Raw genomic sequence first — 13,317 nt, 5'->3', positions numbered from 1 at the left:
CATGACGCGAGCGGTCGGCGCGCCAATACGCCCCGTCCGCCCGCGTCCTGACGAGCTGTGACTCCCGCCCGCTACGAGACCACCGCCCGGTCCGCCGCTTCGGGCTCCCGGTCGCCGTCGTCCTCGTCCCCCATGGCGATGCCGCGTCGCTTGGAGACGAACACCGCGCCGGCGACGACCAGGAGGGCGACCACCGCGATCAGCACCCGGACCACGACGTTCTCGTCCGGACCGTACGAGAACTTGATCACGGCCGGCGCGATGAGCAGCGCGACCAGGTTCATCACCTTCAGCAGCGGGTTGATGGCGGGTCCCGCGGTGTCCTTGAAGGGGTCGCCGACCGTGTCGCCGATGACGGTGGCGGCGTGCGCCTCGCTGCCCTTGCCGCCGTGGTGGCCGTCCTCGACGAGCTTCTTCGCGTTGTCCCAGGCGCCGCCGGAGTTGGCGAGGAACACCGCCATCAGGGTGCCCGCTCCGATGGCGCCCGCCAGGAACGCCCCGAGCGCGCCCACGCCGAGGGTGAACCCGATGAAGACGGGCGCCAGCACGGCGAGCAGCCCCGGCGTGGCGAGTTCCCGCAGGGCGTCCCGGGTGCAGATGTCGACGACCTTGCCGTACTCCGGGGTCTCGGTGTGGTCCATGATCCCGGGTTTCTCCCGGAACTGCCGCCGCACCTCGAAGACCACCGCGCCCGCCGACCGCGACACGGCGTTGATGGCCAGTCCGGAGAAGAGGAAGACGACCGCCGCGCCCGCGATCAGTCCGACGAGGTTGTTGGGCTGGGAGATGTCCATCATCAGGCTCATCGGCGCGCCCGCCCCGCTGAGCTGCTCTCCCACGTCCCGCGCGCCGGTGGTGATGGCGTCCCGGTACGACCCGAAGAGCGCCGCCGCCGCGAGCACGGCGGTGGCGATGGCGATGCCCTTGGTGATGGCCTTGGTGGTGTTGCCGACGGCGTCCAGGTCGGTGAGGACCTGCGCGCCCTCGCCCTCGACGTCGCCGGACATCTCGGCGATGCCCTGCGCGTTGTCGGAGACCGGCCCGAAGGTGTCCATGGCGACGATCACCCCGACCGTGGTGAGCAGTCCGGTGCCGGCCAGTGCCACCGCGAACAGCGCCAGCATGATCGAGGCGCCGCCGAGCAGGAAGGCCCCGTAGACGCCGAGGCCGATCAGCAGGGCGGTGTAGACGGCGGATTCGAGGCCCAGCGAGATGCCGGCCAGGACGACCGTGGCCGGGCCGGTCAGCGAGGTCTTGCCGATGTCCCGGACCGGGCGCCGGGTGGTCTCGGTGAAGTAGCCGGTGAGCTGCTGGATGAGCGCGGCGAGCACGATGCCGATCGCCACCGCGACGAGCGCGAGGATCCGCGGGTCGCCGTCCTTGCCCGCGATGGCCGCGTCGGTGACGCCGTCGAGGTCGGCGTACTTCCCGGGCAGATAGACGAAGACGGCCACCGCCACCAGCACCAGCGAGATCGCCGCGGAGAGGAAGAAACCCCGGTTGATCGCGCTCATCCCGCTGCGGTCGCTGCGCCGCGGCGCCACCGCGAAGATGCCGAGCATGGCGGTGATCACCCCGATCGCCGGCACCAGCAGCGGGAACGCCAGCCCCGCGTCGCCGAAGGCCACCTTGCCCAGGATCAGCGCGGCGACCAGGGTCACGGCGTACGACTCGAAGAGGTCGGCGGCCATGCCCGCGCAGTCGCCGACGTTGTCGCCCACGTTGTCGGCGATGGTCGCGGCATTGCGCGGATCGTCCTCCGGGATGCCCTTCTCGACCTTGCCGACCAGGTCGGCGCCGACGTCGGCGGCCTTGGTGAAGATGCCGCCGCCGACCCTCATGAACATCGCGATCAGGGCCGCGCCGAGCCCGAAGCCCTCCAGCACCTTCGGCGCGTCGGCCGCGTACACCAGCACCACGCAGGAGGCGCCGAGCAGGCCGAGCCCCACCGTGAACATGCCGACGACGCCGCCCGTGCGAAATGCGATCTTCATCGCTTTGTGCGAGACGAGGGTGAGATCCTTTTTCGGTTCACCCGGTGCCGGTGTCGCTTCCCGGGCCGCCGCGGCGACCCGCACATTGCTGCGCACGGCGAGCCACATGCCGATATATCCGGTGGCCGCCGAGAACGCCGCGCCGACCAGAAAGAAGATCGAACGTCCGGCCCGCTGATTCCAGTCGTCCGCGGGCAGCAGCATGAGCAGGAAGAACACCAGGGCGGCGAATACCGCGAGCGTGCGCAACTGCCGGGCCAGATAGGCGTTGGCGCCCTCCTGGACGGCTGCGGCGATCTTCTTCATGCTGTCGGTGCCTTCGCCGGCCGCGAGCACCTGGCGCACCAGGACACCCGCGACCACCAGAGCCGCGAGGGCCACGACGGCGATGACGGCGATGAGCAGACGGTTGCCGTCGGTCAGTACGGCGGCCAACTGATGTGAGGTGGAAAGCTCCGCCATTCGTCCTCCTTGACGCTTGGGCTGAGCTCAAGATGTGGACGGATTCTAGATACCGGAACCTGATCTAAACAGTGCATGACAAAAGTATTCGGCCCGTCAAGCGGAAAAGGGGTAATGCCTTTAACGCATTGACTCGGCCGGACGGAGATCGATAAAGCAGCGACGGAAAGATCTGGTAGGCAGATCAGACAGAAAGATCCGGTGGGAGATCAATTCCGCGTGATCGATATTCTCACTGTAGGCGCCGACCTCGTCTTCCGCACATGGCGAAGGGCCCTACGTGGTAGGGCCCTTCGGGTGAGCGGAGGCGGCGGCAGTCAGGCCAGCGGCGGCAGCATGGGGGGCGGGGTGGTCGGCCAGGTCATGCGGATCAGTCCGCCGTCCGGGCCGGCCTTGACCTCCACGTCGTCGACGAGCCCGCTGATGACCGCGAGGCCCATCTCGTCCTCCTCGGCCTCCGGGTCGTCACCGACCGCGCCGGGCGCACCGCCGCCGACCGCGTGCGGCGCCTCGTCGCCGACCTCGATGGAGAACTGTTTCTCCTCCTCGATCAGCGACACCTTGACGGGCGCCGTGATGCCACTGTTCTGGTGCAGTCCGACGGCTCGGGTGCAGGCCTCGCCGACGGCGAGCCTGACCTCGTCGAGGACGGCCTCGTCCACTCCGGCCCTGCGCGCCACCGCGGCCGCCACCAGCCGGGCGGTCCGGACGTGCTCGGGCAGCGCGCTGAAGCGGAGCTCAACGGTGGCCATGCATCCCCCTCGGAACTACGGGCGTGCTGTCGAGGGACCGGGCCGCCGAAAGCCCGGCCCCCTGATTCAACTCTGCGCCGCCCCGGACACCAGGGCCCGGGGCGGCGGTCGTCATCAGTCGGTGGCCGCCACCGCTTCCTCGACCGAGGTGTGAATCGGGAACACCTTGGTGAGGCCGGTGATGCGGAAAATCTTCAGAATGCGCTCCTGGTTGCAGACCAGGCGCAGCGAGCCCTCGTGGGCACGCACCCGCTTCAGGCCGCCGACCAGCACGCCGAGTCCGGTGGAGTCGAGGAAGTCCACGCCCTCCATGTCGACGACGAGGTGAAAACTCCCGTCGTTCACCAGCTCGACCAACTGCTCGCGCAGCTTGGGCGCGGTGTATACGTCAATTTCGCCACCGACCTCGACGACCGTACGATCGCCGACGGTACGGGTCGACAGGGACAGGTCCACGGATCCTCCAGCACCTTGCTATCGAGCGGTCGCCCCTCGGGGTTACCTCGGCTTGATCCCCCTGGACGGTTCGCCAGCCGCGATGGCATTCAATCACTTACCGGCAGGCGTGCACGACGCCTTGGTCCCATTGTCCGTCACGCCAGTGACAGACTCGGTGCCGATGGCCAAGAATCACCGATCCGAACGACCCCCGACGGACCCCGTCTCCCGGCTGGACGACCGGCTGGATCCGGGCGCGGTCCTGGGCCGGCTCGCCGCGGGGCGGGACCGGGCTTCGCGCATCACTCATACGGAGCACTTGCCCCCGCGCGCGGGTCGCCATGCCCGCTGGCCGGACGGGATTCGCCCCGAAGTGCTCGCCGCGGTGCGGTCCGCGGGCATCGAACACCCCTGGGCCCACCAGGCACGCGTGGTCGAGCACGCCCTCGACGGCGACTCGGTGGTGGTGGCCACCGGCACCGCCTCCGGCAAGTCCCTGGCCTATCTCGTGCCGGTCCTCTCGGCCCTCCTGGACGGCTCCGAGGCGCCGAACGGCCGCGGCGCCACCGCCCTCTACCTGGCCCCGACGAAGGCCCTCGCCGCCGACCAGTGCCGGGCGGTGAAGGAACTTTCACAACCTCTCGGCAGCGCCGTGCGCGCCGCCGTCCACGACGGCGACACTGCGTTCGAAGAACGCGAATGGATTCGGCAGTACGCCACCCTCGTCCTCACCAATCCGGACATGCTGCACCGCGGCATCCTGCCCTCCCACCCCCGCTGGTCGTCCTTCCTCAAGGCGCTGAAGTACGTCGTCATCGACGAATGCCACACCTACCGCGGTGTGTTCGGCTCCCACGTCGCCCAGGTGCTGCGCCGGCTGCGGCGGCTGTGCGCCCGCTACGGCTCCTCCCCCGTCTTCCTGCTGGCCTCCGCCACCGCCGCCGAGCCCGCGACGGCCGCCCGGCGGCTCACCGGACTGCCGGTGGTGGAGGTCGCCGACGACGCCTCGCCCCGCGGTGAACTGGTGTTCGCCCTCTGGGAGCCGCCACTCACCGAACTGGAGGGCGAGAAGGGCGCACCCGTCCGCCGCACCGCCACCGCCGAGGCCGCCGACCTCCTCACCGACCTCACCGTGCAGGGCCTGCGCTCCATCGCCTTCGTCCGCTCCCGGCGCGGTGCCGAACTGATCTCCGTCATCGCCCAGGAACGCCTCGCCGAGGTGGACCGGTCACTGACCCGGCGGGTCGCGGCGTACCGCGGCGGCTATCTGCCCGAGGAACGCCGCGCCCTCGAACGCGCGCTGCACTCCGGTGAACTCCTCGGGCTCGCGGCGACCAACGCCCTGGAACTCGGCGTCGACATCTCCGGCCTGGACGCCGTGGTGATCGCCGGCTATCCGGGCACCCGCGCCTCGCTGTGGCAGCAGGCGGGGCGGGCGGGCCGGTCCGGACAGGGAGCGCTGGCCGTCCTGGTCGCCCGGGACGACCCGCTGGACACCTTCCTCGTCCACCACCCCGAGGCCCTCTTCGACCAGCCCGTCGAGTCCACCGTCCTCGACCCCGACAACCCGTACGTGCTCGCCCCGCACCTGTGCGCGGCGGCGGCCGAGCTGCCGCTGACGGAGGAGGACCTGAAGCTGTTCGGTCCCGCGTGCGAGGAACTGCTGCCGCAGCTGGAGGCCGCGAAACTGCTCCGGCGCCGGACCCGGGCCTGGCACTGGACCCGCCGCGAACGGGCCGCCGACCTCACCGACATCCGCGGCGAGGGCGGGCGCCCGGTCCAGGTCGTCGAGGAGGGCACCGGCCGGCTCCTCGGCACGGTCGACGCCGGCGCCGCCCACACCACGGTCCACGAGGGCGCGGTCCACCTGCACCAGGGCCGCACGTATCTGGTGCGGTCGCTGGACCTGGAGGACTCCGTCGCCCTGGTGGAACAGGCCAGTCCGCCGTACTCGACGGTGGCCCGCGACACCACCGCCATCTCCGTGCTGGAGACCGACGTCGAGGTCCCCTGGGGCGACGGCCGGCTGTGCTACGGCTCCGTCGAGGTCACCAACCAGGTGGTCTCCTTCCTGCGCCGCCGGCTGATCACCGGCGAGGTCCTCGGCGAGTCCAGACTCGACCTCCCGCCTCGTACGCTGCGCACCCGCGCCGTGTGGTGGACGGTCACCGAGGACCAGCTCGACGCCGCCCGGATCAACCCGGAGATCCTCGGCGGCGCCCTGCACGCCGCCGAGCACGCCTCGATCGGCATGCTGCCGCTCTTCGCGACCTGCGACCGCTGGGACATCGGCGGCGTCTCGATCCCCCTGCACCCCGACACCCTGCTGCCCACGGTCTTCGTCTACGACGGTCATCCCGGCGGCGCGGGCTTCGCCGAGCGCGCCTTTCACACGGCCCGCGAGTGGCTCACCGCGACCCTCGAGGCCATCGCCTCCTGCGAGTGCGAGGCCGGCTGCCCGTCCTGCATCCAGTCCCCCAAGTGCGGCAACGGCAACGACCCACTGCACAAGAGGGGCGCGGTACGGCTGCTCACGGTGCTGCTGCGGGGGGCTCCCGCTCCGCGACAGCCGGGAGAGGCGACGGTGGCGGCAGGGGCGGCGGCAGCGGGGGCGGAGACGCCGCGGGGGACAGGGGAGCCGTCGGAGGCGGGGGGGCCGTCGGAGGGGCCGGCTCCGGTTCCGCCGGACCCGCACGGGCCCTGACCTCCGCGGCGAACGGTCCTCGTCCCGACGCGGCCGTCACGTCGGACACCTGCCCGGTGAGCACGCATCGCACGATCCGCGCCCCCTGCGCCCGGGCCACCCGGTCGGCTCTGGAGCACGCCCCGGCACCGCCCGCCGCCCAGTGGTCCGCGGCCGCCAGTGCCGCGAGGTCGGCGCCGCCGGCCGCCCGGTGCCGGGCCACGACCGCCTGCCCCAGGGCCAGGACCGCGCCGAACACCACGCACAGGACCGTGATGACACCGACGCTCCAGACGGTGGCGGAACCCCGGTCGGAGTACGGGCGGGGCGTGGCGCGCCGGGGCGGACCCCGCCGGCCCCGCCGACCCCGCCGGGCTCGGGCCGCATCACTCACCGCCGTATCCGTTGCCGCCGTATCCGTGACCGCCGCACCCGTGACCGCCGCACCCTTGACCGCTACATCCGCCACCACCGCATTTCCCACCACCGCATCCCCCGCCACCGCACTCGTCGCCGCCGCACCCTTCGCTGCCCCGCCTTCCACTGACCCGCCCCTCACGGCCCCGCCCCCACCGTCCGCTCCACCGAGGCCACGGCCTCCTCCCGCACCTCGAACGGCAGCCCGCTCAGCACCGGCGGTCTCGCCACGACGACCACCCGGACCTGGTCCGCCTCCCGGCCGACCGTGACCTCCGCGCCGTCCGGCGCCGCCGCCCGGGTCACCTCGACGACCGCGTCGGCCGGGTCCTGCCGGGCCGCCGCGCGGGCCCCGGTGCGGGCCGCGTCCACACACTGGATCTGCGCGGCCACCACCAGCAGCCCCCACACCAGCGCCAGGGCGAACATCACCAGCACCGGAAGCACCACGGCCGACTCGGCGGTCACGAAACCCCCGTCGCCCCGACGGCTCGCGTTCCTCTCACATCCGCGCATCGAGCGCCTGCTTCACGATGCGTTCCAGCTCACCGCCGACCGCTCCGCCGGTCACCACCTTGTAGAGGACCACCGCGAACGCCACCGCCGCCACGATGCCCATCGCGTACTCCGAGGTGACCATTCCGCCGTCCCGCCGCGCGGCTGAGCCCGTCCAGTCCACCGCGCGCAGCCTGCACACCAGGGCACGCAGCCGCGCCCGAACCATTCGACACATTCCGACCCCCGTGGGTTTCACTCACTGCACTGCCTTCACTCACTGCACTGCCTTCTGTGGCCTTTCCGGCATCTCCTCCTCATCCACCACCCCCTCCCAGCACCCCGCCCGCCAGGCCGATCACCACCGGCAGTACGCCCACCGCGATGAACGCGGGCAGGAAGCACAGGCCCACCGGTGCGGTGACCGCGACGGCCGCGCGCCGGGCCCGTGCCGTGGTGGTCCGGGCCCGGTCCGCGCGGGTCTGTTCGGCGAGGTGCGCGACCGGGCCGGCCGCGGGCAGCCCGGACACGTCGGCGCGTTCCAGCAGGCGCGCCAGCGGCGCCGCTCCCCGGATCGCGGCCAGCTCCCGCCACGCACCGCCCGGTTCGCCGCCCAGCCGGACCTCGGCCGCACCACGGGCCAGCGCGTCGCCGACCGGTCCGCCGAGGGCGTCCCCGACGGCCCGGGCAGCGGCCACCGGGCCGGCCCCCGCCGCGATGCAGGCCGCCAGCAGATCCGCCGCCAGGGGCAACTGCCGGGCCGCCGCCGCACCGCCACTCCGGGCGGCCGCCCCCTCGGCGGGCCGCCGCCGCTGCCACTGCCACAGCCCGGCCGCGACGGCCGCCCCCACCAGGACTCCCGTGACACCGCCGACCATCGCCCACCCCGCGCCCACTGTCCCCGCCAGCGGCAGCCAGGCACGGACCCGCCGGGCGAGTACATCGCCGTGCGTCCGACGCGCAGGCGCCGGGAGCTCAGGACACCCCGCGGGTTCGGGAGGCGGCGGGGGCAGCAGCGCGGCGAGCCGACCCCGTGCCCTCCGTTCGAGCCGGGCGGCGCACGCCCACCGCACCAGCCGGCCGGCGAGCAGCAGTGTCCCCAGGGCCGCCCCCAGGCTGTGGGCAAGGTTCTGGTTCATGCCTCCGCCTCCGCCCGCCGTACGATCCGGCTCACCCACCACATGCCGAGCCCTTCCAGCGCCCCGCCGGCCAGCAGACAGCCCAGCCCCGCCCCGCTGTGCAGCAGGACACGCAGCGGATCGGCCCCGAGGGCCGCACCGAACAGCAGGCCCAGGGCCGGCAGGCCGGCCAGCATCGCGGCGGTGGCGCGGGCCCCGGCCAACTGGGCGCGCAGGTCGGCCCGGCTGTCCCGTTCGGCGCGCAGCGCCCCCGCCAGCCGGTCCAGTCCGGTGGCCAGGCCGGCGCCCTGGTCGACGGCCACCCGCCAGCACGCGGCGAGCCCCCGCAGCCCTTCGGCGCCGGGCTGCCGCGCCGCCGTGGCGAGCGCGCCCGGCACGTCCCCGCCGAACCGGGCAGCCGCCAGCACCGCCGGCTGCCCGTCGCCGAGCCCGCCGGACTCCCGCGCGGCGCACAGCAGCGCCTCACCCGGCTGCCGGCCCGCCCGTACCTCGCCCGCGAGGAACGCGCACAGCCCGATCACCGCGTCCTGCCGCCGCTCCCGGGCACGTCGCGCCCGGCCGGCCAGGCGGGTCCGGCGCAGTACCGGAACCCCGGCCGCCGCCACGACGAGCGGCAGGACCGACGCCCCCAGCACCGCCAGCACCAGCCCGGCCACCGGGGCCCACCACTCGGCCCGCAGCCGCCCGCGGAGCCGACGCAACTCCCCGGCCACCCGCGCGGCACCTGCCACCGCCCGGTCGGCCCCCGGCGGCCCGGTCACGACCGCCCCGCCGCCCGCGAGCAGCAGCCGCGCCCGCCGGACCCCGGAGTGCCGCCCACCGGCCAGCCACACCGCGCCCCCGAGGCACGCCAGGGCCACCCCGGTCGACAGCTCACTCACCCCCAGCACCCGCACCACCCCCGTCACTCGTCAGCAGCCCCCGCAGCCGCTCCCACCCCCGCTCCCGCACGAACGCCTGCTCGCCCCAGCGCAGCGCCGGCACCGTCCGCACCAGCCCCGACGGGTCCCTCTCCAGCACCCGTACCTCCGCGATCCGCCGCCGTCCGGTCCGGTCGCGTACGAGGTGCAGCAGTACCGAAAGCGCGGCGGCCACCTGGCTGTGCAGGGCGGCCCGGTCGAGCCCGGCGGCCGTGCCGAGCGCCTCCAGCCGGGCCGGGACGTCCGCCGCGGCGTTGGCGTGCACCGTGCCGCAGCCGCCCTCATGCCCGGTATTGAGAGCCGCCAGCAGGTGGACCACCTCGGGTCCCCGCACCTCGCCGACGACCAGCCGGTCCGGTCGCATCCGCAGCGCCTGGCGCACCAGGTCCTCCAGCGTCACCAGGCCCACGCCCTCCTGGTTGGCCCCTCTGGCCTCCAGGCGTACGACGTGCGGATGGTCCGGCCGCAGTTCCGCCGAGTCCTCGGCGAGCACGATCCGCTCCCCGCTGCCGACCAGTCCGAGCAAGGCGCTCAGCAACGTCGTCTTGCCGCTGCCGGTACCACCACTGACCAGGAAGGACAGCCGGGCGTCCAGCAGTGCCCGCAGCACCCGGTCACCGCCCGGCGGCACCGTCCCCGCGGCGACCAGCTCGTCGAGGGTGAACGCGCGCGGACGCACCACCCGCAGCGACAGGCAGGCGCAGCCGACGGCGACCGGGGGCAGTACCGCGTGCAGCCGGGTCCCGTCGGGCAGCCGGGCGTCCACCCAGGGCCGGGCGTCGTCGAGGCGGCGCCCGGCGACGGTGGCGAGCCGCTGTGCGAGCCGCCGTACCGCCCCGGCGTCCGGGAAGGACACGGAGGTCAGCTCCAGTCCGCCGCCCCGGTCCACCCAGACCCGGTCCGGGGCGGACACCAGTACGTCGGTCACCGACGGGTCGGCGAGCAACGGCTCCAGGGGCCCGCTGCCGACGAGCTCGGACCGCAGCCGTTCGGCGGCACCGAGGATCTCGGCGTCGCCGAGCACCCGCCCCTGCGCGCGCAGCGCCTGCGCCACGTGCGCGGGCGTCGGCTCCGCCCCGCTCTCGGCGAGCCGGCGCCGCACCCCGTCGAGCAGCCCCACCGGCACGCCCCCGCCGGCGCCCGGCCGGGAGCGCCCGCGCACTGCGCCGCCCCCTCGCCCGAGCGGCTCCAGGGGCTCCCGTCCCCCGCTGCCTCCACCGCCCCCTGCGCCAAGACCACCCGCCGCCCTCATCCGGTCCTCGTCTCCGTCATCGCCCGCTCCCAGAACTCCCGGCAGAAGCGGGCCAGCGGTCCGCGGGCGGCGGCGCCCGGTGGATGTCCGCCCTCGGTGGCGCGCGGCAGTCCGGGCTCCGCAGGCACCTCGCCGGCCAGCGGCAGTCCGAGCAGCCGCGCCACCTCCCGGTCGTCGAGTCCGGGCGCGGCCGGGCCGCGCACCGCGACCCGCAGGTCGCGCAGGACCATGCCGACGGCGGAGGCGATCCGGCCGGCCGCCGCGACCGCCCGCAGTTCGGCCGGGACGACGAGCACCCCGAGATCGAGCTGGGCGAGGACCTCGGCCACCCCGTCGTCGATCCGGCGCGGCAGGTCGACGACGACCGCTCCGCCCCGGCGCCGGGCCGCGGCGAGCACCGCGCGGACCGCCTGGGGAGGTACCGCGACGCAGTCGCCGCGGTCCCAGCTGAGCACCCGCAGGGAGTGCAGTTCGGGCAGTGACTCCTCCAGGGCGCCGCCGCCGACCCGGCCGCGCGAGGCGGCGAACGCGGGCCAGCGCAGCCCCTCGGTGGTCTCGCCGCCCAGCAGCACGTCGAGTCCGCCGCCCAGGGGGTCGGCGTCCACCAGCAGGGTGCGCAGCCCCTCCCGCGCGGCGGTGACGGCGAGCGCGCAGGCCAGGGTGGAGGCCCCGGCGCCGCCCCGGCCGCCGATGACGCCCACGGTGAGCGCGGGCCGGCCGACGCCCTCGGCGACGTCGGCGATGCGGTCGACCAGCCACTGTTCGCCGTCGGGCAGCATCAGGACGTGGTCGGCGCCGATCTCGACGGCCCGCCGCCACACGCCGGGGTCGTCCTGGTCGCGGCCGACCAGCACCACTTGGCGTCTGCGGGGCGCTCCCCGCAGCCGGTGTGCGGCGTCGTCGCCCACCAGGACGAGCGGCGCGGCCTCCCAGCCGCCCCGCCGCTCGGGCACCGAGGGATGCACCTCGGGGGTGGCGCCCGCCGCCGCGCACAGCCGCAGCAGGTCGTCGAGCAGGTCGGGGTCCTCGGTGACGATCAGCGGTCCGCTCTGCCGTCCTGCGGCGGCGGGCGGCGGATCGTGCGTGACGGTTCCGGTCATGGTGTGCGTCCCCCTCGGTCATCCTGGGCGTCCTGGGCGCCAGAAGGGCCCAGGCGTCTCGCGCGGCCGCCCGGACCCCGCGATTCCCAAACGTGTGAAGAACCGGCGACCGGCCTTCATTTGAGTGGCCGACGGAAACCGGCGGCCCGCGTCCGACAAACCGAAGCCGCCGTGAACTCGGCGCGGCCGGGACGCGTTGGAATCACGGTGCAGTGAACCGGGAAATCGTGTGGATCTTGGTTGATAACTGTGGACAACTCGACGATTGTGAATATCGCCGTCACCCATACCGGTGAGACCCGTGCGCTCCGCGAGCGACTGCGCAAGACTGTCGCAGAGCAGTCCAATCGCTACGCACAGTGACAGTGAGCGATCACGGAAAAGAGGCGAGGATGATCGGGAAAGAGTGGCGTCCGGGGCCCGCGGTCCGCGCGAAAACCCATCCGGACATGCGACGACCCCCGCCGGGGGGGAGAGCGGGGGTCGTCTCCACGGCCGACTCGGGGGGGGGAGGAGTCGGACCGGGTTAGCACGGTCGCGAACGATCCGTGACTTCCATGGTGTACCCGAGAGCCTTCTCAGGCAAACCCACACGCCCCACGATACGCCGAATGGGGTGCGCCTATGCTCGGGGCGTGGAAAACCACTCGCCGACCCACTCGCCGACCCACTTGTCACCGCACTCGTTCGCCCGCACCGCGGCCTTCTTTGACCTGGACAAGACGGTCATTGCGAAGTCGAGCACGCTGACGTTCAGCAAGTCGTTCTACCAAGGCGGCCTGATCAACCGCAGGGCTGTCATGCGGACCGCATATGCCCAGTTCGTCTTCCTCGCGGGCGGCGCCGACCACGACCAGATGGAGCGGATGCGCGCGTACCTGTCCGCGCTCTGCCGCGGCTGGAACGTCGAGCAGGTCAAGGAACTCGTCGCCGAGACGCTGCACGACCTGATCGACCCGATCATCTACGACGAGGCCGCCTCCCTGATCGAGGAGCACCACACGGCCGGCCGGGACGTCGTGATCGTCTCCACGTCGGGCGCCGAGGTCGTCGAGCCGGTCGGCGAGCTCCTCGGTGCCGACCGGGTGGTGGCCACCCGCATGGTGGTGGGCGACGACGGCTGCTTCACCGGCGAGGTGGAGTACTACGCGTACGGGCCGACGAAGGCCGAGGCGATCCGGGAGCTGGCCGCCTCCGAGGGGTACGACCTGGCCCGCTGCTACGCCTACAGCGACTCGGCGACCGACCTGCCGATGCTGGAGGCGGTCGGCCATCCGCACGCCGTCAATCCGGACCGGGCGCTGCGCCGTGAGGCACTCGCGCGCGAGTGGCCGATCCTCGACTTCCACCGGCCGGTCCGGCTCAAGCAGCGCATCCCCGGGTTCTCCGTACCGCCCCGGCCGGCGCTGGTCGCCGCCGCCGCGATAGGGGCCGCGGCGGCCACGGCGGGACTCGTCTGGTACGCCAGCCGCCGCCGGGCGACCGTGGCCTGACCCGGGGCACTGGGCCCCCATGCGTCTCGTTTGAGACGAAAATTCAATTTGAACCTAAAAGTAAAGAAGTGTGGGCACCACTTCCGCTTGCCCCCCGCCTGGAGTACAAAGGACTCAACGGCCCGCGAGACCAAGGACATCCGAGAGGATCACCTTAATAACGCATATGGCC

The 13,317-nt window shown here is 73.4% G+C and carries 11 protein-coding genes and 1 pseudogene; 2 read left to right on the top strand and 10 right to left on the bottom strand.

Features of this window, described 5'->3' with window-relative positions; translation table 11 throughout:
• Positions 1-71: 71 nt before the first annotated feature.
• From AB0G32_RS18065 to bldG, 3 genes are all read right to left on the bottom strand, one after another.
• A complete protein-coding gene (locus tag AB0G32_RS18065) occupies positions 72-2,456 on the bottom strand; it encodes a sodium-translocating pyrophosphatase (RefSeq protein ID WP_361163695.1) in 2,385 nt (794 codons plus the stop codon).
• A gap of 317 nt (positions 2,457-2,773) precedes the next feature.
• Positions 2,774-3,208 carry an ATP-binding protein gene (locus tag AB0G32_RS18060; protein ID WP_361163693.1) on the bottom strand — a complete coding sequence of 145 codons (435 nt, stop codon included), beginning with the start codon at positions 3,206-3,208 and terminating at the stop codon, positions 2,774-2,776.
• Between the two features lie 114 nt (positions 3,209-3,322).
• Positions 3,323-3,664 carry an anti-sigma factor antagonist BldG gene (bldG, locus tag AB0G32_RS18055; protein ID WP_003975386.1) on the bottom strand — a complete coding sequence of 114 codons (342 nt, stop codon included), beginning with the start codon at positions 3,662-3,664 and terminating at the stop codon, positions 3,323-3,325.
• Positions 3,665-3,746: 82 nt separating this feature from the next.
• On the opposite strand from bldG, the gene AB0G32_RS18050 reads away from it, so the two are divergent.
• On the top strand, positions 3,747-6,350 hold the full coding sequence (locus AB0G32_RS18050; protein ID WP_361163691.1) for a DEAD/DEAH box helicase: 2,604 nt from the start codon (positions 3,747-3,749) through the stop codon (positions 6,348-6,350).
• On the opposite strand, the pseudogene AB0G32_RS18045 reads toward AB0G32_RS18050, so the two are convergent.
• The 7 genes and pseudogenes from AB0G32_RS18045 to ssd form a co-directional block, all read right to left on the bottom strand.
• Positions 6,328-6,723: pseudogene (locus tag AB0G32_RS18045) on the bottom strand (Rv3654c family TadE-like protein); the annotation flags it as partial. The gene AB0G32_RS18050 and the pseudogene AB0G32_RS18045 overlap by 23 nt on opposite strands.
• Positions 6,724-6,884: 161 nt before the next feature.
• Positions 6,885-7,262, bottom strand: a complete 378-nt coding sequence (locus AB0G32_RS18040) for a TadE family type IV pilus minor pilin (protein WP_361163689.1) — start codon at positions 7,260-7,262, stop codon at positions 6,885-6,887.
• On the bottom strand, positions 7,249-7,479 hold the full coding sequence (locus tag AB0G32_RS18035) for a DUF4244 domain-containing protein (RefSeq protein ID WP_361163687.1): 231 nt from the start codon (positions 7,477-7,479) through the stop codon (positions 7,249-7,251). The genes AB0G32_RS18040 and AB0G32_RS18035 overlap by 14 nt, the downstream gene beginning before the upstream one ends.
• Before the next feature lie 79 nt (positions 7,480-7,558).
• The gene (locus tag AB0G32_RS18030) at positions 7,559-8,380 is read right to left on the bottom strand and encodes a type II secretion system F family protein (protein WP_361163685.1); all 822 of its coding nucleotides are present in this window, start codon (positions 8,378-8,380) and stop codon (positions 7,559-7,561) included.
• On the bottom strand, positions 8,377-9,270 hold the full coding sequence (locus tag AB0G32_RS18025) for a type II secretion system F family protein (protein WP_361163683.1): 894 nt from the start codon (positions 9,268-9,270) through the stop codon (positions 8,377-8,379). Before AB0G32_RS18025 ends, AB0G32_RS18030 begins: the two co-directional genes overlap by 4 nt.
• A complete protein-coding gene (locus AB0G32_RS18020; protein ID WP_361163681.1) occupies positions 9,254-10,552 on the bottom strand; it encodes a TadA family conjugal transfer-associated ATPase in 1,299 nt (432 codons plus the stop codon). Before AB0G32_RS18020 ends, AB0G32_RS18025 begins: the two co-directional genes overlap by 17 nt.
• The gene (gene ssd / locus AB0G32_RS18015; protein WP_361163679.1) at positions 10,549-11,652 is read right to left on the bottom strand and encodes a septum site-determining protein Ssd; all 1,104 of its coding nucleotides are present in this window, start codon (positions 11,650-11,652) and stop codon (positions 10,549-10,551) included. The genes AB0G32_RS18020 and ssd overlap by 4 nt, the downstream gene beginning before the upstream one ends.
• A 611-nt stretch (positions 11,653-12,263) precedes the next feature.
• Here ssd and AB0G32_RS18010 point away from each other — a divergent pair.
• Positions 12,264-13,145, top strand: coding sequence for an HAD-IB family hydrolase (locus AB0G32_RS18010; RefSeq protein ID WP_361163677.1), 882 nt, complete (start codon positions 12,264-12,266; stop codon positions 13,143-13,145).
• Positions 13,146-13,317 lie beyond the last annotated feature (172 nt).

The sequence above is a fragment of the Streptomyces sp. NPDC023723 genome (assembly GCF_040639815.1).
Classification (GTDB): Bacteria; Actinomycetota; Actinomycetes; order Streptomycetales; family Streptomycetaceae; genus Streptomyces.
This window is presented reverse-complemented; position numbering and strand designations above follow the sequence as displayed.

Bases quoted from the DNA above. Each gene is read 5' to 3' on its own strand.
- AB0G32_RS18065 (WP_361163695.1), bottom strand. From the start codon at position 2,456: ATGGCGGAGCTTTCCACCTCACATCAGTTGGCCGCCGTACTGACCGAC.
- AB0G32_RS18060 (WP_361163693.1), bottom strand. From the start codon at position 3,208: ATGGCCACCGTTGAGCTCCGCTTCAGCGCGCTGCCCGAGCACGTCCGG.
- AB0G32_RS18050 (WP_361163691.1), top strand. From the start codon at position 3,747: ATGGCATTCAATCACTTACCGGCAGGCGTGCACGACGCCTTGGTCCCA.
- AB0G32_RS18040 (WP_361163689.1), bottom strand. From the start codon at position 7,262: ATGCGCGGATGTGAGAGGAACGCGAGCCGTCGGGGCGACGGGGGTTTC.
- AB0G32_RS18035 (WP_361163687.1), bottom strand. From the start codon at position 7,479: ATGTGTCGAATGGTTCGGGCGCGGCTGCGTGCCCTGGTGTGCAGGCTG.
- AB0G32_RS18030 (WP_361163685.1), bottom strand. From the start codon at position 8,380: ATGAACCAGAACCTTGCCCACAGCCTGGGGGCGGCCCTGGGGACACTG.
- AB0G32_RS18020 (WP_361163681.1), bottom strand. From the start codon at position 10,552: ATGAGGGCGGCGGGTGGTCTTGGCGCAGGGGGCGGTGGAGGCAGCGGG.
- ssd (WP_361163679.1), bottom strand. From the start codon at position 11,652: ATGACCGGAACCGTCACGCACGATCCGCCGCCCGCCGCCGCAGGACGG.
- AB0G32_RS18010 (WP_361163677.1), top strand. From the start codon at position 12,264: ATGGGGTGCGCCTATGCTCGGGGCGTGGAAAACCACTCGCCGACCCAC.